At 69.0% G+C, this 17,147-nt stretch carries 15 protein-coding genes; 5 read left to right on the top strand and 10 right to left on the bottom strand.

The genetic code is table 11. The features are described from left to right. Positions 1–12: 12 nt before the first annotated feature. Positions 13–666: a protein-L-isoaspartate O-methyltransferase gene (locus tag ABIE45_RS29510; protein ID WP_192707953.1), complete on the bottom strand. Its 654-nt coding sequence runs from the start codon at positions 664–666 to the stop codon at positions 13–15. Between the two features lie 299 nt (positions 667–965). On the opposite strand from ABIE45_RS29510, the gene ABIE45_RS29515 reads away from it, so the two are divergent. The 3 genes from ABIE45_RS29515 (at position 966) to ABIE45_RS29525 (ending at position 4,942) form a co-directional block, all read left to right on the top strand. Continuing rightward, positions 966–2,942: an alpha/beta hydrolase domain-containing protein gene (locus ABIE45_RS29515; protein WP_192707952.1), complete on the top strand. Its 1,977-nt coding sequence runs from the start codon at positions 966–968 to the stop codon at positions 2,940–2,942. Between the two features lie 135 nt (positions 2,943–3,077). Beyond that, positions 3,078–4,349 (top strand): PQQ-dependent sugar dehydrogenase, encoded by a 1,272-nt coding sequence (locus ABIE45_RS29520; protein WP_192707951.1) that lies wholly within the window; start codon positions 3,078–3,080, stop codon positions 4,347–4,349. Between the two features lie 17 nt (positions 4,350–4,366). Further along, positions 4,367–4,942, top strand: coding sequence for a cytochrome c (locus tag ABIE45_RS29525; protein ID WP_373622801.1), 576 nt, complete (start codon positions 4,367–4,369; stop codon positions 4,940–4,942). Positions 4,943–5,111: 169 nt separating this feature from the next. Here the strand turns inward: ABIE45_RS29525 and ABIE45_RS29530 are convergent, their stop codons facing one another. Further along, positions 5,112–5,882, bottom strand: a complete 771-nt coding sequence (locus tag ABIE45_RS29530; protein WP_192707949.1) for an MOSC domain-containing protein — start codon at positions 5,880–5,882, stop codon at positions 5,112–5,114. 198 nt (positions 5,883–6,080) lie between these two features. On the opposite strand from ABIE45_RS29530, the gene clpB reads away from it, so the two are divergent. After that, positions 6,081–8,705 (top strand): ATP-dependent chaperone ClpB, encoded by a 2,625-nt coding sequence (gene clpB / locus ABIE45_RS29535; RefSeq protein ID WP_192707948.1) that lies wholly within the window; start codon positions 6,081–6,083, stop codon positions 8,703–8,705. A gap of 262 nt (positions 8,706–8,967) precedes the next feature. Here clpB and ABIE45_RS29540 read toward each other — a convergent pair whose 3' ends face one another. The 6 genes from ABIE45_RS29540 to ABIE45_RS29565 all read right to left on the bottom strand — a co-directional run bounded on the left by ABIE45_RS29540 (position 8,968) and on the right by ABIE45_RS29565 (position 13,407). After that, on the bottom strand, positions 8,968–9,879 hold the full coding sequence (locus ABIE45_RS29540; RefSeq protein ID WP_192707947.1) for an inositol monophosphatase family protein: 912 nt from the start codon (positions 9,877–9,879) through the stop codon (positions 8,968–8,970). Continuing rightward, on the bottom strand, positions 9,876–10,451 hold the full coding sequence (locus tag ABIE45_RS29545) for an NUDIX hydrolase (RefSeq protein WP_192707946.1): 576 nt from the start codon (positions 10,449–10,451) through the stop codon (positions 9,876–9,878). Before ABIE45_RS29545 ends, ABIE45_RS29540 begins: the two co-directional genes overlap by 4 nt. 9 nt (positions 10,452–10,460) lie before the next feature. Next, positions 10,461–11,168 (bottom strand): glutathione binding-like protein, encoded by a 708-nt coding sequence (locus ABIE45_RS29550; RefSeq protein WP_192707945.1) that lies wholly within the window; start codon positions 11,166–11,168, stop codon positions 10,461–10,463. 100 nt (positions 11,169–11,268) lie between these two features. After that, positions 11,269–12,207, bottom strand: coding sequence for an SMP-30/gluconolactonase/LRE family protein (locus ABIE45_RS29555; protein ID WP_192707944.1), 939 nt, complete (start codon positions 12,205–12,207; stop codon positions 11,269–11,271). 111 nt (positions 12,208–12,318) lie between these two features. Continuing rightward, the gene (locus tag ABIE45_RS29560) at positions 12,319–12,537 is read right to left on the bottom strand and encodes a hypothetical protein (RefSeq protein ID WP_192707943.1); all 219 of its coding nucleotides are present in this window, start codon (positions 12,535–12,537) and stop codon (positions 12,319–12,321) included. 153 nt (positions 12,538–12,690) lie between these two features. Beyond that, positions 12,691–13,407, bottom strand: coding sequence for a Crp/Fnr family transcriptional regulator (locus ABIE45_RS29565; protein ID WP_373622802.1), 717 nt, complete (start codon positions 13,405–13,407; stop codon positions 12,691–12,693). Positions 13,408–13,777: 370 nt separating this feature from the next. Here ABIE45_RS29565 and ABIE45_RS29570 point away from each other — a divergent pair, with 370 nt between their 5' ends. Next, complete coding sequence (locus ABIE45_RS29570; protein WP_192707941.1) at positions 13,778–14,788, top strand: NAD-dependent epimerase; 1,011 nt, start codon at positions 13,778–13,780, stop codon at positions 14,786–14,788. Between the two features lie 92 nt (positions 14,789–14,880). On the opposite strand, the gene ABIE45_RS29575 is transcribed toward ABIE45_RS29570, so the two are convergent. Both ABIE45_RS29575 and ABIE45_RS29580 read right to left on the bottom strand, forming a co-directional pair. Beyond that, on the bottom strand, positions 14,881–15,837 hold the full coding sequence (locus tag ABIE45_RS29575; RefSeq protein WP_192707940.1) for a class I SAM-dependent methyltransferase: 957 nt from the start codon (positions 15,835–15,837) through the stop codon (positions 14,881–14,883). A 53-nt stretch (positions 15,838–15,890) separates the two neighbouring features. Then, a complete protein-coding gene (locus tag ABIE45_RS29580) occupies positions 15,891–17,147 on the bottom strand; it encodes a DUF1501 domain-containing protein (protein WP_192707939.1) in 1,257 nt (418 codons plus the stop codon).

Consider the following 17,147-nt stretch of genomic DNA (forward strand, 5'->3'; position numbering starts at 1 on the left):
CCGGTCAGGCGCTCAGAACGCGAAGCCGGCTTCTTCCGCGAAGGCGTCGAGGCCGGGGAGCGAGGCGTCGAACAGCGGGCGCGCCCCGAAGGCGTCGCCGGCACGGACGAACAGCGTCACCTTCGCGTTGCGGTGCGGGCCCATCACGCAGACCAGGCGGCCGTCGTCCTTCAGCTGCTCCAGCAGCGCCTGCGGCCGCACCTCGACGCGGCCGTTGATCAGGATCACGTCGAACGGCGCCTGCTTGGGCGCGCCGGCGCCGATCGAGCCCTCCACCACCTGGACGGCGGTGCCGAGCCGGCTGCGCGCCTCGGCGGCGAGTTCGGGAACCGATTCCAGCGCGGTGACCTGGGCGCCGAGATGCGCCATGACCGCCGCGGCGTAGCCGTAGCCGCTGGCGACATCGAGAGCGGTGACGCCCGGCCGGATCCGCAGAGCCTGGATCATCCGCGCCAGCACCATCGGCGCCGGCATGCAGCGGCTCTCACCGCCAGCCGGACCGATATGCAGAGTCTGGTCGATATACGCGAAGGGTTCGCGGTCCTTGGGAACGAAGGTCTCGCGCGCCACGGTGTCGAACGCGTCGAGCACCGTGTTTTCGTTCACGTCGAAGGTCCGCAACTGGCAGTCGACCATCATCCGCCGCGCCTGCGCGTAATCGATCATCGAACCCTGTCCTCGAACCGGATCGGAACGCCACTTCGGCCGGGCTCCGGCAGCCGGCCGGTCCCCCGGCCAAGCCTAAGCTTTCCGGACGGGGGCGTTTTCGGAGATCGTTGCCCAAAACGCAAGGTGAGCGCGCGCGCAGCCGTCCGCGCGTCGCTCGAACTCCTTCGTCTGGTCGCAGACGCAAATTTGTAACGCTGGCGTTTAGAATGCTGTCGACATGGAGCGCTCGGACACCGCTAAATCCGCCTCAGGGCCCTGGTGGCCTCAGAACGATAAGGCATTCGGGGGGTCGAGGCATGTGTATCCGCGCCGTGCGCTTGCGTGCCTGCGTCGCTGCCCTCTGCCTCGCGGTGCCGGCCGCCACGCCGGCCACGGCCCGGATCGTGGGCCTCGACATCACCGCCGTCGAGCCGTTTGCAGGCGGTGCGAGCTTCGGAGAGACCGGCGCCTACGAGCGGGTGACAGGCTTCGCCCGCGGCGAGATCGACCCGGCGGATCCCGCCAATGCCGGCATTGCCGACATCGCGCTGGCGCCGCGCAACGCCCGCGGTCTCGTCGAGTACCGCACGGACCTGTTCATCCTCCGCCCCAAGGACCCGGCACGCGGCAGCGGCACGCTGCTCTACGAGGTGCTCAATCGCGGCCGGAAGTTCCTGTTCAACTGGGTTCTCGACGCGCCCGCCCAGGCCGCACAGGCGGTCAATGACCCGCGCGAAGCCCGGGATGCGGGCACGGCCCTGGTCCTGAACCGCGGCGACACGATCGTCTGGTCGGGCTGGGAGGCGGACGCCCTGCGCCAGAATGGCGGCATGGCGATCGACGTGCCGGTGGCCACCCGCGACGGCAAGCCGATCGTCGGCACCGTGCGCGACGAGCTGGTGAGCGGAACGCGCGGCCCGACGGAGGCGCCGTTCTACCTGACCTTCGCGGCTGCCGGCACCGACCAGCCCGGCGCAACCCTGACGGTCCGGCGCCGGGAAGCCGACCCGCCTCTGCCGGTGCCGCGCGAGGCCTGGACCTTCGCGGGGCCGCGCCAGCTCATGCTGCTGCCCGCGGGCACGAAGCCCCAGCCCGGCTCGCTCTACGAGTTCACCTACGAGGCCGTCGGCCCGAAGGTGCTGGGTCTCGGCTTGGCGGCGACGCGGGATGTGGTCGCCTATCTGCGCGGGGGCACCGCGGACAACCCGGCCGGCGGCAAGATGCAGCGCGCCTTGGCGCTCGGCATCTCGCAGAGCGGCCGTTTCCTGCGGGACTTCGTCCATCTCGGCTTCAACCGGGACGAGGCCGGCGCCCGCGTGTTCGACGGGGTGCTGGCCCATATCTCCGGGGTCGGCGGCGTCTTCCTCAACGCGCGCTTCGCCCAGCCCTCGCGGACCAACACCCAGCACGAGGATCACCTCTACCCCGAGAACGCCTTCCCGTTCTCGCCGGCCGTCCAGCACGACCCGGTGACGGGGCAGCGCGGGGCGCTCCTGCGCGGCGACGGCTTCGACCCGCTCTGGATGGAGGTGAACACCGAGACCGAGTACTGGCAGAAAGGGGCCTCCCTCCTGACCACGGATCCCCTCGGCCGCGCCGACGTGGATCTGCCGGACACGGCGCGGGCCTACCTGATCGCGGGCGGCTTCCACTATGGCCGCTCGGGCCTCGTCTCGGACAAGGGGCCGTGCGCCAATCCGCGCAACACGCTCAATCCCGGCCCGGCGCTGCGCGCGCTGCTGGTCGATCTCGAGGAATGGGTGCGCGACGGCCGGGCGCCGCCGGCGAGCCGGGTGCCGCGCCGATCGGACGGGACCCTGGTCGAGCCGACCGCCACAGGCTTCCCGTACGTGCCGGGTCTCGCCGTCGCGACATTCACCAACGCCATCGCGCGGTTTCCGACCTACGTCGATCCGCATCTCGAAGCGGGACCGCAATACCGGCCCCTGGTTCCGCGGGTCGATGCAGACGGGCAGGCCATCGCGGGTATCCGCCTGCCTGAGGTCGCCGTGCCGCGCGGCACCTATACCGGTTGGAACCTCTACGCCGAGCCGTTTCCGGCCGGCGCGCTGTGCGATCGTGAGGGCAGCCTGCTGCCCTTCGCGGCGACGAAGGCCGAGCGCGACGCCAAGGGTGACCCGCGGCTCTCGCTCGCCGAGCGCTACCCGGATCAGGCCGCCTATGCTGACGCCGTCGCGCGCGCCGTCGACGGGCTCGTTGCGGAACGGCTGCTCCTGCGAGAGGATGGCGATCGGTACGTGGAACGTGCCCGCACGGGCGCGCAGCGCCCCTAATCCGGGCGGGAGTTACGTCGGCATCGCGCTGTCGCGCCCAGGCTTGCCCGGCGGGTCGCGTCGTCGGACAGTTCGTTGAATAATGAGTGCAGAACAAGCGGGCCGGCCAGAGCGCCGGCCGCATCGGGAGACACCATGACGCCGAACCGCAAGCCGCTCCTCACCCGCTCCCTCGCTGCCGCCCTCACCTGCCTGGGCGCCATCGGCTCCCAAGCCGCGCGCGCGCAGGAGACGCCCGCCTCCGCAGCCCCACCGGCGAGCGTGAAGGCCGTCGAACGCGGTGATGCGCTGTACGGTCGGCCTGAGGGCGGCGCGGCCGCGAAGCTCGCCCCCGTCGCGGGGCCGCCGCTCGCCACCCCGGTCGCCAAGCTGCCTCTGGACCAGTTGAAGGTGCCGGACGGCTTCAAGGTCGAGGTCTACGCGAGCGGCCTCGCCAATGCCCGCGAGATGACCCAGGCTCCGGACGGCACCCTGTTCGTCGGCACCCGCACGGTCGGAAAGGTCTACGCCGTGCTGCCGCAGGCGGGCCAGGACGGGAAGCGCGAGGTCAAGACCATCGCGTCGGGCCTGCACCGGCCGAACGGCGTCGCGTATCACGACGGCGCGCTCTACGTCGCCGAACTCTCGAAGATCTGGCGCTACGACGACATCGCGCAGCATCTCGACGGCGCGGCCAAGCCCACCCTCGTCTACGACGACCTGCCGAAGGACGAGGCGCATGGCTGGAAGTTCATCGCCATCGGCCCGGACAACAAGCTCTACGTGCCGATCGGCGCGCCGGGCAACATCCTGATGCCGCCGGACACGCACGCGCAGATCCGCCGGATCGATCTCGACGGCAAGAACGCCGAGGTCATCGCCCGCGGCGTGCGCAACACGGTTGGCTTTGACTGGAACCCGAAGACCAAGCAGCTCTGGTTCACCGATAACGGCCGCGACTGGGTGTCGGAGGACATCCCGAACGACGAGCTGAATGTCATTTCCGAGCCGGGCAAGCAGCATTTCGGCTACCCGTTCTGCCATCAGGGCACGTTCACCGATCCCGAATACGGCTGGGGTCATTCCTGCTCGGAATTCACCGCGCCGGCCGCCCTGCTCGGGCCGCACACGGCCTCGCTCGGCATGCGGTTCTACACCGGGACGCAGTTCCCCGAAGCGTATCGCGATGCGATCTTCATCGCCCGCCACGGCTCCTGGAACCGCACCAAGAAGCTCGGCGGCGACGTGGTGATGGCCAAGGCCGGCGCCGACGGCAAGATCACCGCGGTGGAGCCGTTCCTGACCGGCTTCCTGCAAGACAACAAGTATGTCGGACGTCCGGCCGATGTCCTCGTCGCGAAGGACGGTTCGCTTCTCGTCGCGGACGATTACAACGGCGCGATCTACCGCGTCAGCTACGGCAAGTGATGGCGCCTGTGACGCGGATGCGCATCCTCCGAGGGCTGGGATCGGCCCTCGGCGCGATGCTGGCCGGCGCGGCACTCGCGGCGCCGGATGCCCCGATGCAGGAGCGCCTCGCGCCCTGCATCGGCTGCCACGGGGCGGGCACCTCGGAGACCGAGGGGGTGCCCTCGCTCGGCGGGCAGCTCCCGGACTACGTGGTCACGCAGCTGTTCCAGTTCCGGGAGAAGCAGCGCGAGGCGCCGCCCATGAACGACGTCGCCGCCGGGTTCTCCGACGACGACCTGCGCGCATATGCCGACGCGGTGGCGACCCTGCCGCTGCCAAGCCGGTCCGGCCTGCCCGCCGACCCGGCCCTGACGGAGCGGGGGCAGGCCCTCGTCGCCAAGCACCAGTGCAATTCCTGCCACGGCGCCGACCTCGCTGGCCGCGACGCGATCCCGCGGATCCGGGCTCAGCGGGAAGATTACTTGGCCAAGGCACTGACCGGCTACAAGTCGAACAGCCGGCCCGGCTACGATCCCGCGATGAACGAGGTCGCCCAGGGCCTGAGCGAGGCCGAGATCAAGGATCTGGCCGCCTACGTGTCGCGCCTCTGAGGGCGGCCTCGGCGGCCGCTCCAATTCAAACCCTCATCCTGAGGCGCCCGCGTCAGAGGGCCTCGAAGGAGGGCTCCAGGGATCGCACGGCTGGCTGGAACCCTCCTTCGAGGCGGCCGCTGCGCGGCCGCATCTCAGGATGAGGGATTGAGCTGGACGGGCTTCTCCGTCAGCCCACCGGCCGCAGCGCGTCGCCCTTCGCGAGCGCCCCGCCGGCGATCACCTCGGCGTAGACGCCGAGGTCGCGGTGGCCGAGCCGCGCGTCGAGAGTCCACGGGATGTCGCAATCGCGGATGCCGCTCGCCGGATCGACATTGGTGGCCGCGCAGCGCACCGTCCGCTTGGTGATCTTGAGGCGCAGCCCGCTCGGCGCCTCGATCACCCGGCCGACCATCTCCAGCTCGGCGAAGGGCGCGAGCCCGTCGACCAGCAGGTTGCCGCGGAAGCGGAGGGGATCGACCGGCGCACCGATGTAATCCTCCACCGCCGCCACGCTCGTGCGGTTGATCAGCGATACGTAGCCGGTCGGCGAATCCGTGAAGCGGTACTGCGGCGGGGCGGCGAGCACCTTCGGCTCGCCCCGCAGGCTCTCGGGGATGAAGCGGCGCATCAGGTCGGCGAGCCCGTCCCGGCCGGCTTCGGTGTCGAGGCGGAAAGCCTGCGGCTCGCCGCAGCCCTCCACGGTGAGCGTGGCCGTCGCGTCGTCGTAGCGGGTGCGCAGGCGGGCGAGCGCCTCGTCGCGCATCAGCATCAGGTACTTGGTCTTGGGCTGATGCCGGGGCGCGACTGCGTTGAAGCCCGAGGGGCCGTTCTCGATAGCGTAGAGCCGGTCGCCGGGGAAAAATCCGCTGGTCTCGAGGTCGGCCCGCTCGACGGGTTCGGGGCTCAGGCCCTTCACGGGGTAGCGGTAGAGGGCGGTGACATGGATCGCGTCGGTCATGCGCGCAGCGTGGCCCTGAAATGATCCGGCACGCAAGAGCTTCGCCGCCCCTTGTGGTGCTCAATTGCAACACCACATCCGGACTACCGGCGGCCACCAAGGCGCCGGGGCCCTCGCGCGGCGGATCGCCGGAGGGCGACGTTTCGGTGGCGCCGCGCCTCTCATCGGGCGGCGGATGCCGGTACGGGAGGGTTGTGCATGAACTTTGAAAAATACACCGAGCGCGCCCGCGGCTTCGTGCAGGCGGCTCAGAACCTCGCGATGCGCGAGGGACATCCCCAGCTTCAGCCGGGTCACCTGCTCAAGGTCCTGCTCGACGATCCGGAAGGCCTGTGCGCCGGCCTGATCGACCGCGCGGGCGGCCAGTCGCGCGTGGCGCTGGCCCAGACCGAGCAGTGGCTCGCCAAGCAGCCGAAGGTCTCCGGCAACGCGTCCGCCCCGCAGGCGACGCGCGAGCTGATGCGCCTGTTCGACACCGCCGAGAAGGCCGCCGAGAAGGCGGGCGATTCCTACGTCACGGTCGAGCGGCTTCTCCTCGCCCTGGCGGTGGAGAAGGATTCCGAGGCCGGCCGCGCGCTCCAGGCGGCGGGCGTCACCCCCGCCTCGCTGAACGCCGCGATCAACGCGCTGCGCAAGGGCCGCACCGCCGACAACGCCTCGGCCGAGAACGCCTACGACGCGCTGAAGAAGTATGCCCGCGACCTCACCGAGGCCGCCCGGGACGGCAAGCTCGACCCGGTGATCGGCCGCGACGAGGAGATCCGGCGGACCATCCAGGTCCTGTCCCGGCGCACCAAGAACAACCCGGTCCTCATCGGCGAGCCCGGCGTCGGCAAGACCGCGATCGTCGAGGGTCTGGCCCTGCGCATCGTCAACGGCGACGTGCCCGAGTCCCTGCGGGACAAGAGCCTCCTCGCCCTCGACATGGGTGCGCTGATCGCCGGCGCGAAGTATCGCGGCGAATTCGAGGAGCGGCTGAAGGGCGTGCTCTCCGAGGTCACGGCGGCCGAGGGCGGCATCATCCTGTTCATCGACGAGATGCACACGCTGGTCGGCGCCGGGAAGGCGGACGGGGCGATGGACGCCTCGAACCTGCTCAAGCCCGCGCTCGCCCGCGGCGAGTTGCACTGCGTCGGCGCGACCACCCTCGACGAGTACCGCAAGCACGTCGAGAAGGACGCGGCGCTCGCCCGGCGCTTCCAGCCGGTCTTCGTGTCGGAGCCGACCGTGGAGGACACGGTCTCGATCCTGCGTGGCCTGAAGGAGAAGTACGAGCAGCACCACGGCGTGCGCATCCAGGATTCCGCCCTGGTCGCGGCCGCGACGCTGTCGAACCGCTACATCACCGACCGCTTCCTGCCCGACAAGGCGATCGACCTCGTCGACGAGGCCGGCTCGCGCCTGCGCATGCAGGTCGATTCGAAGCCCGAGGAGCTCGACAACATCGACCGCGAGATCGTCCGGCTGAAGATCGAGGGCGAGGCACTCAAGAAGGAGACCGATTCCGCCTCCCGCGACCGGCTGGTCCGGCTGGAGAAGGAGCTCGGCGATCTCGAAGAGCGCTCGGCGGCGATCACGGCCCGCTGGAAGGCCGAGAAGGACAAGCTCGGCACGGCCGCCGGCCTCAAGAAGAAGCTCGACGAGGCCCGCAACGAGCTGGCCGCGGCGCAGCGCCAGGGCCAGTACCAGCGCGCGGGCGAGCTGGCTTACGGGGTGATCCCCGGGCTGGAGAAGCAGCTCGCCGAGATCGAGGCGAAGGCGGAGAACGGCCGCGACGCGATGATGGAGGAGGCGGTCACGCCCGCCCACGTCGCCGGGGTCGTCTCCCGTTGGACCGGCGTGCCGGTGGACAAGATGCTGGAGGGCGAGCGCGAGAAGCTGCTGGCCATGGAGGAGGCGCTGGCGAAGCGCATCGTCGGTCAGCGCGAGGCGGTGGAGGCGGTCTCGACCGCGGTCCGGCGCGCCCGCGCCGGGCTGCAGGATCCGAATCGGCCGATCGGCTCGTTCATGTTCCTGGGCCCGACGGGTGTCGGCAAGACCGAGCTGACCAAGGCTCTGGCCGGCTTCCTGTTCGACGACGACACGGCGCTCGTGCGCATCGACATGTCCGAGTACATGGAGAAGCATGCGGTCGCCCGGCTGATCGGCGCGCCTCCGGGCTATGTCGGCTACGAGGAGGGCGGCGCCCTCACCGAGGCGGTGCGGCGCCGGCCCTACCAGGTCGTGCTGTTCGACGAGGTCGAGAAGGCGCATCCGGACGTGTTCAACGTCCTGCTGCAGGTTCTCGACGACGGGCGGCTCACCGACGGTCAGGGACGGACGGTCGACTTCCGCAACACGCTCTTGATCATGACCTCGAATCTCGGGGCCGAGTATCTGGTGAACCAGCCCGCGGGCCAGGACACCGACGCGGTCCGCGAGGAGGTGATGGGCGTGGTGCGGGGCCACTTCCGGCCGGAATTCCTGAACCGGGTCGACGAGATCATCCTGTTCCACCGTCTCGCGCGGTCGGAGATGGGGGCGATCGTGGAGATCCAGCTCGGACGCCTGCAGAAGCTGCTGGACGATCGCAAGATCACCCTGGAGGTCGACGAGGATGCCAAGAACTGGCTGGCCGACAAGGGCTACGACCCGGCCTACGGGGCGCGGCCGCTGAAGCGGGTGATCCAGAAGAACGTCCAGGATCCGCTGGCCGAGCTGGTGCTCTCCGGCAAGGTCCACGACGGCGAGACGGTGCCGGTGCGGCTCGGCCCGATGGGGCTGATGATCGGCGACGTCACGGTCGGCACCGAGCGCCGGCCGGTTCACGCGACGCTGAACTGATCGACCGGCACGGAAAAGGGGCGGTGCACCACAACGGGGTGCGCCGCCCTTTTTGCAAGTTCGGCGTGCGCGGCTGCCGGTGGAGCCCCCCGGCTGCGGAGGCCCGAAATCATCACGCGCGAAGCGACGTGACCCAGGGCAGCGCGATCTCGGGAGCGTGGCGCACCCGGATTGCTTCGCTCCGCTCTTAAAGACGGTGGCGGCCATCATGGCGCACCAGCGCCGCGATGAATGGGACGGTGAGACCTCGGCCTAGCCGCCTTCAGCCGAGCCGGTCACCGGCCCGGTGGATCGCCTGCGCCAGGTCGGCCGCCTGATCCCGGTTGCGGCAGACCATCCAGAGGTCGTCGTGGGCCGACAGGCCCGCATCGAACAGATCGACGAAGGCGGCCGGCGGCGGCTTGAGATCGGGCCAGTGGAACAGGCCGAAGCCCAGCGCCTCGAACAGCGGCAGGATCGGCGCCAGATCCCACAGCCGGTTGTTGCTGAGCGTCGCGTCGAGGCGCCCGGTCGCCAGGAGCGCGGCGTCGGAGATCGTGCCGCCCTCGCTCCAGGGAAACCAGCCGCGCCCGTAATCCAGGGTGAATTTCTGGGCGGTCACCGAGAGCCAGCCGATGTGGCCGGTGCGGCGCCCGGGCCGCTCCAGCGGCCGCAGGGGCTCGGCCCGCATTCCGCCCTGTGTGGGCGCCCAGAACGCCTGGCCGTCGCAGGCCACGAGCAGGATGCCGCGCGCCGCCTCCGCCGGATCGATGCGGGCCGGGCCGGCGCGGTCTTCCGCCCAGACGGGCAGGTTCATCACGCAGGCGCGGGGCCAGCCCGCGCGGCAGGCGGCCACCATCACGCCCCAGCCCGTCAGGCCGCCCGCGAAGGGACGCGTCCCGTCGATCGGATCGCCCACGAAGGTCCAGGCGTCCCGGGCGAGCAGTGCCGCCGCGGCCGCGTGGCTCAGGTCGTCCGCCGTCTCCTCCTCGATCAGGTCGGGGCCGAACCGGGCGTGCAGGAGCCGGCTCACCGCGAGATCGGCCTCGGTGAGGGCCTGCCCCAGATCCGGGCCCTTGTTGGTCATGTCCAGCCCGGCCGCGCGCATCCGCAGGGCGAGCGGGGCCGCCTCCTCGGCGAAGGCGAGCATCCGGGCGAGGACATCCTGCGCGGGCGCGTCGGGCGGAAAAGTCATGCGGCGAACAACTCGGGTCTGCGGAGCATCAGCGCCTGGACGAGCACCAGGGTCTTGAGGTCGGGAAGCCGGCCCGAGCGGGCCGCTTCCGCCAGCGTCGCGAGGGGCACCTCAAAGGGAACCACGTGCTCGCCCTCCGCGTGCAGCCCGCCGCCGGCGGCGACCTTGTCGGCCTCACTGTATGGCGCAAGGTAAAGCCAGAGGCGCTCCGACGACACGCTCGGCATGCTGTAGGCGTGCGCCACGCAGTCGAGCTGCCGGAGACGGACGCCCGCCTCCTCCATGGCCTCGCGGATCGCGGTCGCCTCCGGCTCGCCGCCGTCGAGGCCCCCCGCCGGCGCCTCGTCGAGGTCGGCCGGCTCGCCCCAGAAAGCCGGCCCGACCCGGGCCTGCCGGACGAGCAGCGCCACGCGCCGCTCGGGATCGTAGGGCAGGACGCAGGCGGCTTGGCCGTGGTCCTCCAGGGCCCGCGGCACGGTGCTGCCGTCCGGCAGCGTCAGCGTGGCGATTCCGAAGGTGTTCCACCCGCGATGGAGCACCTTCAGCGGCAGCGCGGCCGGCATCCCGCTCATCGCGACGGATCAGCGCTTGGTGCTGGCGGCCGTCTGGCCGAACATCACCTTCTTGGCGTCCTCGCTCATGGTCTTCCCGAAATCCGGGTTGACCTCCGGGGCCCGGGCGTAGGCCGCCTTCGTGGCGGGCCGCTCCGCAATCGCCGTGAACCAGCGCTTCAGATTCGGGTGCTCGTCGAGGTTCTGGCCCTGCTTCTCCCATGGCACGATCCAGGGATAGCAGGCCATGTCGGCGATGGAGTAGTCCGCTCCGGCGACGAAGGCGCGGTCGGCCAAGCGCCGATCAAGCACGCCGTAGAGCCGGTTGGTCTCGTTGACGTAGCGCTTGATCGCGTAGTCGATCTTCTCGGGCGCGTATTGCGAGAAATGGTGGTTCTGGCCGAGCATCGGGCCGAGGCCGCCCATCTGCCAGAACAGCCATTGCAGCACCTCGGCGCGGCCGCGCAGGTCGCCCGCGATGAAGCGGCCGGTCTTCTCGGCGAGGTAGAGGAGAATCGCGCCCGACTCGAACAGCGAGACCGGCGCGCCGCCACCCGCCGGCTCGTCGTCGACGATCGCCGGCATGCGGTTGTTGGGAGCAATCTGCAGAAAGTCCGGATTGAATTGCTCACCCTTACCAATATTGACCGCGTGAATGCGGTATGGAATGCCTGCTTCTTCGAGGAACATCGTGATCTTATGGCCGTTCGGCGTCGGCCAGTAGTAGAGATCGATCATCGGCTGGTGTCCCGCTATGCCCCCGGCGGACGGGAAGTGGGTCGGCACCGCGCTCCGGTCAAGCACGGCTCCAGATCCGTGCCGCACCGCGGTGGAAGGCTCATCCCCCGGCGCAACCCTGCACGTCGACATAGAGGGCGTAGAGGGACTGGCTCGCGGCCATGAACAGCCGATTGCGGTGCCGCCCACCGAAGCAGAGGTTGGCGCAGCGCTCCGGCAGACGGATCCGGCCGATCAGCCGGCCGTCGGGGTTGAACACCATCACGCCGTCCAGGGCATCGTCGCCCATGCCCCACCCGCACCAGAGATTGCCGTCAACGTCGCAGCGGATGCCGTCGGGCGTCCCCGGCCCGGCATCGATCAGCACCCGCCTGTCGCGCAGAGCGCGGCCGCCGACTACGTCGAAGGCGACGATCCGCCGGGTCGGCTGTCCGCGGGACTCCACCAGGTAGAGCAGGCTTTCGTCAGGGGAGAAGCACAGGCCGTTGGGACCGGCGATGCCGCTCGCCACCACCTCCAGCACGCCCGTCTCCGAATCGATCCTGTAGACGTTCTGGGACAATTCGGGCTCGGCCCGCTCGCCCTCGTAGAAACCCGCGATCCCGAAGGGTGGATCGGTGAACCAGACCGCCCCGTCAGAGGCCACGACGACATCGTTCGGGGAATTCAGCCGCTTGCCGTCGAACGCGTCGGCCAGCACCGTGATCGTCCCGTCATATTCCGTCCGGGTGACCCGACGTCCGCCATGCTCGCAGGTGACGAGGCGCCCCTGCCGGTCGCGCGTGTTGCCGTTGGCGAAACGCGACGGTTTGCGGAAGGTGCCGATCGCCCCGCTCTCCTCGTCCCAGCGCAGGATGCGATCGTTGGGGATGTCGCTCCACAGGAGGTACCGCCCGTCTCCGAACCAGACCGGCCCCTCGCACCAGCGGAAGCCGGTGGCGAGGCGCTCGACCGCAGCGCTGAACACCCGATAACGGGCGAAGGCGGCATCGATGATCTCGATCGCCGGGTCGGGGTAGCGCGTGCTCGGTGTCCACACGGTTTCGATCTTCTCGCGTCCGGACCACCGTTACGGTTTCCGGGTCGCGGAGCAAGACGCGAGAGCGCGAGCGGAGCCTTTCCAGGCTCGGACCTTCAGCCGAGGGGTCGGTCAACGTGCGGCGTGTGGCACCCGGGGCGACGGCCTGCGCCGGCGCTCCAGCGCGATCCAGGCCTCATACAGGACGAGCGACAGCACAGCCGCGCCGAGCACGAGCCCGGCGACGAGGCACAACACGGCGATATTGAGCGCCTCCCACACGGACATGTCGGCAAAACGGTCCCGCTTGCCAAAGCTCGGGAGAAAGTCAGCGGCCTCGTGGGTCTTCATGAGGATTGACTCCGCATTGCCCCAGGCTTGTCGATGTCCGGGCGGTGTTATCCCGGGATGCAGCACAACAGCCGCCGAAGCGGCGGCGTCCACCCGTCGCGCCGGGCGATTCCGGTCCGATTGCCACCGGTTCGCCCACGTCCTAGCGAATCGTCAGCAGACCCCGTCGGCGCAGGCGAAGTCCTTGAGGTCGGCCAGCCGCTCGATCAGCACGATGTCGCGTCCGACCGTCCTGATGTGTCCCGCCTTCTTGAGCTTGGCGAGGGAGCGGCAGACGGTCTCGACGGTCAGACCCAGGTAGTCCGCGATGTCGAGGCGCGACATCGGCATCCGGACCTCGACCTTGCCGGCCGACTTGCGTTCGCCCCTGGGGACCAACTCCAGGATAAAGCTCGCGACGCGCTCCTCGGCGCTCTTCTGGCTCAGGTTCAGGACGAGCGACTGCGTCCTCGACACTTCGGCGCAGAGTTCGGAGATGAACTCCTCCCGCAGCACCAAGCTGTCGGCGAGCAGCGTATTCAGCTTCTCCCGCGGCAGAGCGTATATATAGCAGTTCGTGACGGCTTCAGCTGAGTAGATGTGTCTCGTACGCGCCGATAGCCCCATGATGTCTCCAGGAAAGACAAATCCTATGACACCACGCCGGCCATCCATGAGGAACCGAGAGATCCTCAAGACACCGTCAGCCACGAGAAAGATGGAGTTAGCCTGATCGTCCTCCCAGAAAATGCGCTGTCCCGCAGGATACAGGATGGTAGGCCGATGAGAAAATTCTGATCTCAAGCTCGCTGTACGAAAGTTTTTATCGGCCAACGCCGTCCGGATCGGAGAACGTGAGGTGAGCGAAGCGAGGCATTCCACGGCAGGCACCTCTAGACTGTTAAAAAATCCTTAACAGCTTAGGCAGGCGATGCCACACACGTATAACTGCTGTGTCCCCAATTGTCACGAAAATCTGCATTCGGTTACAGAATATCGATAGATTGTAACAACGCCGCTTTTCCGATCCAATCCTTGCATATTCCAGAGGCGAAATATGCATCCATCTTCATCGAACACCGTATTTTCAGCGTGTTTTCGGCGTGCTAGCGTGTGACACGTCGTCCTCACATCACACCTCTGTCATGGCACGCATTCTGTGGACAACGGGAACAGCCACTCCGGCAAAAAATTGATATTTCCAAAAATTATACCGCGCAACATGTGTTAAGCAATCTTCACATCAGCATCGGAGCGCGGCATGAAACCTGTGTTGTTGACCGGAGCGGCGGGCTTCATCGGATACCACGTTGCCAAGCGCTATCTGGACGCCGGTCGCAGCGTTCTCGGTATCGACGACCTCAATGACTACTACGAGGTTGCGCTCAAAGAGAGCCGCCTCAGCAATCTCTCCGCACACAGCAACTTCGCGTTTAGGAAGATCGATCTGGCCGATCGTTCGGCCATGGACGAGATCTTCAGAGCCCAGGCCTTCGAGACCGTGATTCATCTCGGCGCCCAGGCGGGCGTGCGCTACTCGCTGGAAAACCCGCACGTCTACGTGAAAAGCAACGTCGAAGGATTCCTCCATGTCCTCGAGGGCTGCCGGCACAATCCGGTGGCGCATCTCCTCTACGCGTCATCCAGTTCCGTCTACGGCGCGGTGACGCAGATGCCCTTCTCCGTCCATCAGAATGTCGATCATCCGGTCAGCCTGTACGCGGCCACCAAGAAGTCGAACGAGCTGCTCGCTCACTGCTACAGCCATCTCTATCGGATCCCGTGCAGCGGCCTGCGCTTCTTCACGGTCTACGGGCCGTGGGGACGGCCCGACATGGCGCTGTTCCTGTTCACGCGGGCGATCCTGGCGGGCGAGCCGATCAAGGTCTTCGCCAACGGTCAGATGATGCGCGATTTCACCTATATCGACGACGTGGTCGAGGGCATCGTGCGGCTTGCCGAGCAGCCGGCCCGGAGCAACCCGGGCTGGGATTCGGATCTGCCCGATCCGGGCACCAGCAACGCGCCCTACCGGGTCTACAATATCGGCAACCACCAGCCGGTGCAGCTGCTGCACCTGATCGAGGTGCTGGAGACCTGTCTGGGCCGCAAGGCGCAGAAGGAGTTCCTGCCGCTCCAACCCGGCGATGTGCCGGCCACGTACGCGGATGTCGAAGACCTCTCGGCAGCCACCGGCTACGCGCCGAGCACGCCCATCGAGGTCGGCGTGGAGCGTTTCGTGCGCTGGTACCGGGACTATTATCGCGTCTGATGTCGCTGCCGGCGGTCGCGTATCGCCGGCTCCTCGATCGCGCGCCCGCTCGGATCGTCACGCGTCGGGCGCAAGGCCCGGCGCAGCAAGCCTCACCGCTGGTGACCGAGATAGATGTCCTGCGGGTGCAGATTGGTGGTCGAGGCAGGGACCTGGGCCGGCTTGCGTCCCAGAAAATAGACGCCGTTCGCGCTGTCGACCTGTCGCGCCTCGGGAAGACCGTGGTCGAGGAAGGCCAGCGGCAGGAACGGCAGGGAGAGCAGCCCCCCGAGCTTCCGGGAGCGGGTCAGATCCCGCATCAGCGCGCGGATCGCCCAGTAGGCGGACAGGCCCGTGCCGCCGAGGGACCCCCGCGCCATGGGCTCGAAGGCGCGGAACAGCAGGCGGTGCCCGCTCTCCGTGAACCGCCAGAAATCGTACGGCCCCTCATGCACGTGCTGCAGGAACGGCGTCTCGGCGTAGACGTGCCCGCCGGGCTTGAGCACCCGCTCGATCTCCCCGACGATCCGGGCCGGATCGACGACGTGCTCCAGCACCGCCTGCACCACCACCGCGTCCACCGAGGCGTCCGCGAGGGGAATGGCGTGTCCATCGGCGATGAAGGAAAGGTCCGTGCTCGGGTAGACGTCGAAGGCGATGACCTTCAGGCCCGGATCTGCGTAGAGGTCGCGTGAGCCTTCCCCCCGCGTCCCGCCGCCCACAACGACCACGATCGGATCGTCGGCCGAGGCCTTGGCGGCCGCGATCAGGGCGCTGAAATTGGCGCGGCTGCGCTTGGTCGAGGGAAACAGCGCCTTGGCGATCTGGCGCAGGCCGGAATGCGGCTTGCGGTCGATGAGCGGCGCGAGCCCCTCCTCCCCGAGATCGGCGCGCCGGACGACGCTGCGCTCGAAATCGATGAGCACCGGCTGACCGTGCACCACAGGAAAGGCGGAGAGCGCGGAGGCGGCGCGGACCGCGCCGACCTTGCCCGGTGTGACCACCACGTGCTCGTCGGGCCGGCCCGGATGGCGCAACAGACCTGCGTAATCTTCGAAGCTTGCCAGCATACCAGGAACTCCACGTTCGGGGCCGATCCGGCCGATGCTCGATCAGGACGCGCTCAGACGATCAGCCCCCGCACCGGCGGCAGGTGCTCGGTCCCCGGGAACACGTCCCGCGAGAGGACGGCGTCGGAGGCGCCCAGCAGATCCATCGCGACGCCCTTCAGGACGGCCCGCAGGTCCAGGGTCGGCATCAGATCGCGCCGCTCGTAGAGCTGGTTCTCGCGCAGGCCTGGCCAGTCGGTGATCATCCGACCGCCGGCGATCGCGCCGCCCGCCAGCAGCGCGATGGTCCCGTTGCCGTGATCGGTGCCGAGGGTGCCGTTGAGCCGGGCGGCCCGCCCGAACTCTGTGGTGACGACGATGGCCGTGTCCCGCCAGACCGGCGCGAGCTCGACCTCGAAGGCCTGCAAGGCCGCGTCCAGGGCCTGCAGCAGATCCGCCAGCCGGCCGGACGCGCCGCCGGTATGGGCATGCGTGTCGAAGCCGTCGAACGACAGGGCCGCGACCCGGGGGCCGTCCGGTCGGACGAGGAACCGCGCGGCTCCGGTCGCGATGGAGCGCGCGGCCTGCACGTGGGGCTGGGTGCGGGTGTTGAGGTTTGCGCCGATCCCGGCCTCGGACGCCATCCGGTCGGTCTCGATGGCGCGGTCGAGGGCCTGTGCGAGCTTCGGATCGGTATGGGCGTAGATCTGCTCCATCCGGTCGAACAGCGTCGCGGTGGCCGCCGGCAGATCCGACGGGTACCACGCGAGCACCGGAGCCGGCCCGCGGAGGATCAGAGGCGTCGAGGCCCCGATGGCGAGACCGCCCGCGCCCGGATTGCCCGGCTGACCCTCGCCGCGCCCGAGTGCGCGCCCGGCCGGCAAGTGTGCGGCGAGCCGGTTCAGCCAGCCGGTCCGGGACGCGCCCGGCCGCGGCGTCCCGCTCTCGAGCACGTCCTGTCCGTCGAAATGCGAGCGGTCGCGATAGGGTGTGGCGACCGCATGGACCACCGACAGCTTGCGCTCGCGGAACAGGCGCGCCGTCTCCCGCATGGCCGGGTGCAGGTAGAAGAAGCCGTCGAGCGGCAGGGCCGGGTTCGCGCCGCCGGCCTCCAGCGCGATCGATTCGCGCAGGCTGCGATAGGCCGGGTCGCCGATCGGAGCGACGGCCGACAATCCGTCGAGGGCACCGCGCAGGATCACCACCAGCAGGCGGGGGTCGCGGCCGGTGGTCGCCTGCGCGAAGCGGGGCGCGTGGGCCCAGGCGTAGAGCGCCCCGGCTCCGAAGGCCAGGCTCCGGCGGGTCGGCCCGGCCCCATGTCCGCACGCCAT

Source organism: Methylobacterium sp. OAE515 (assembly GCF_041806315.1).
GTDB classification, from domain to species: domain Bacteria; phylum Pseudomonadota; class Alphaproteobacteria; order Rhizobiales; family Beijerinckiaceae; genus Methylobacterium; species Methylobacterium tardum.

Bases quoted from the DNA above. Each gene is read 5' to 3' on its own strand.
- ABIE45_RS29540 (WP_192707947.1), bottom strand. From the start codon at position 9,879: ATGACTTTTCCGCCCGACGCGCCCGCGCAGGATGTCCTCGCCCGGATG.
- clpB (WP_192707948.1), top strand. From the start codon at position 6,081: ATGAACTTTGAAAAATACACCGAGCGCGCCCGCGGCTTCGTGCAGGCG.
- ABIE45_RS29530 (WP_192707949.1), bottom strand. From the start codon at position 5,882: ATGACCGACGCGATCCATGTCACCGCCCTCTACCGCTACCCCGTGAAG.
- ABIE45_RS29520 (WP_192707951.1), top strand. From the start codon at position 3,078: ATGACGCCGAACCGCAAGCCGCTCCTCACCCGCTCCCTCGCTGCCGCC.
- ABIE45_RS29515 (WP_192707952.1), top strand. From the start codon at position 966: ATGTGTATCCGCGCCGTGCGCTTGCGTGCCTGCGTCGCTGCCCTCTGC.
- ABIE45_RS29510 (WP_192707953.1), bottom strand. From the start codon at position 666: ATGATCGATTACGCGCAGGCGCGGCGGATGATGGTCGACTGCCAGTTG.
- ABIE45_RS29560 (WP_192707943.1), bottom strand. From the start codon at position 12,537: ATGAAGACCCACGAGGCCGCTGACTTTCTCCCGAGCTTTGGCAAGCGG.
- ABIE45_RS29580 (WP_192707939.1), bottom strand. From the start codon at position 17,147: ATGGCGTGCGGACATGGGGCCGGGCCGACCCGCCGGAGCCTGGCCTTC.
- ABIE45_RS29525 (WP_373622801.1), top strand. From the start codon at position 4,367: ATGCGCATCCTCCGAGGGCTGGGATCGGCCCTCGGCGCGATGCTGGCC.
- ABIE45_RS29545 (WP_192707946.1), bottom strand. From the start codon at position 10,451: ATGAGCGGGATGCCGGCCGCGCTGCCGCTGAAGGTGCTCCATCGCGGG.
- ABIE45_RS29575 (WP_192707940.1), bottom strand. From the start codon at position 15,837: ATGCTGGCAAGCTTCGAAGATTACGCAGGTCTGTTGCGCCATCCGGGC.
- ABIE45_RS29550 (WP_192707945.1), bottom strand. From the start codon at position 11,168: ATGATCGATCTCTACTACTGGCCGACGCCGAACGGCCATAAGATCACG.
- ABIE45_RS29570 (WP_192707941.1), top strand. From the start codon at position 13,778: ATGAAACCTGTGTTGTTGACCGGAGCGGCGGGCTTCATCGGATACCAC.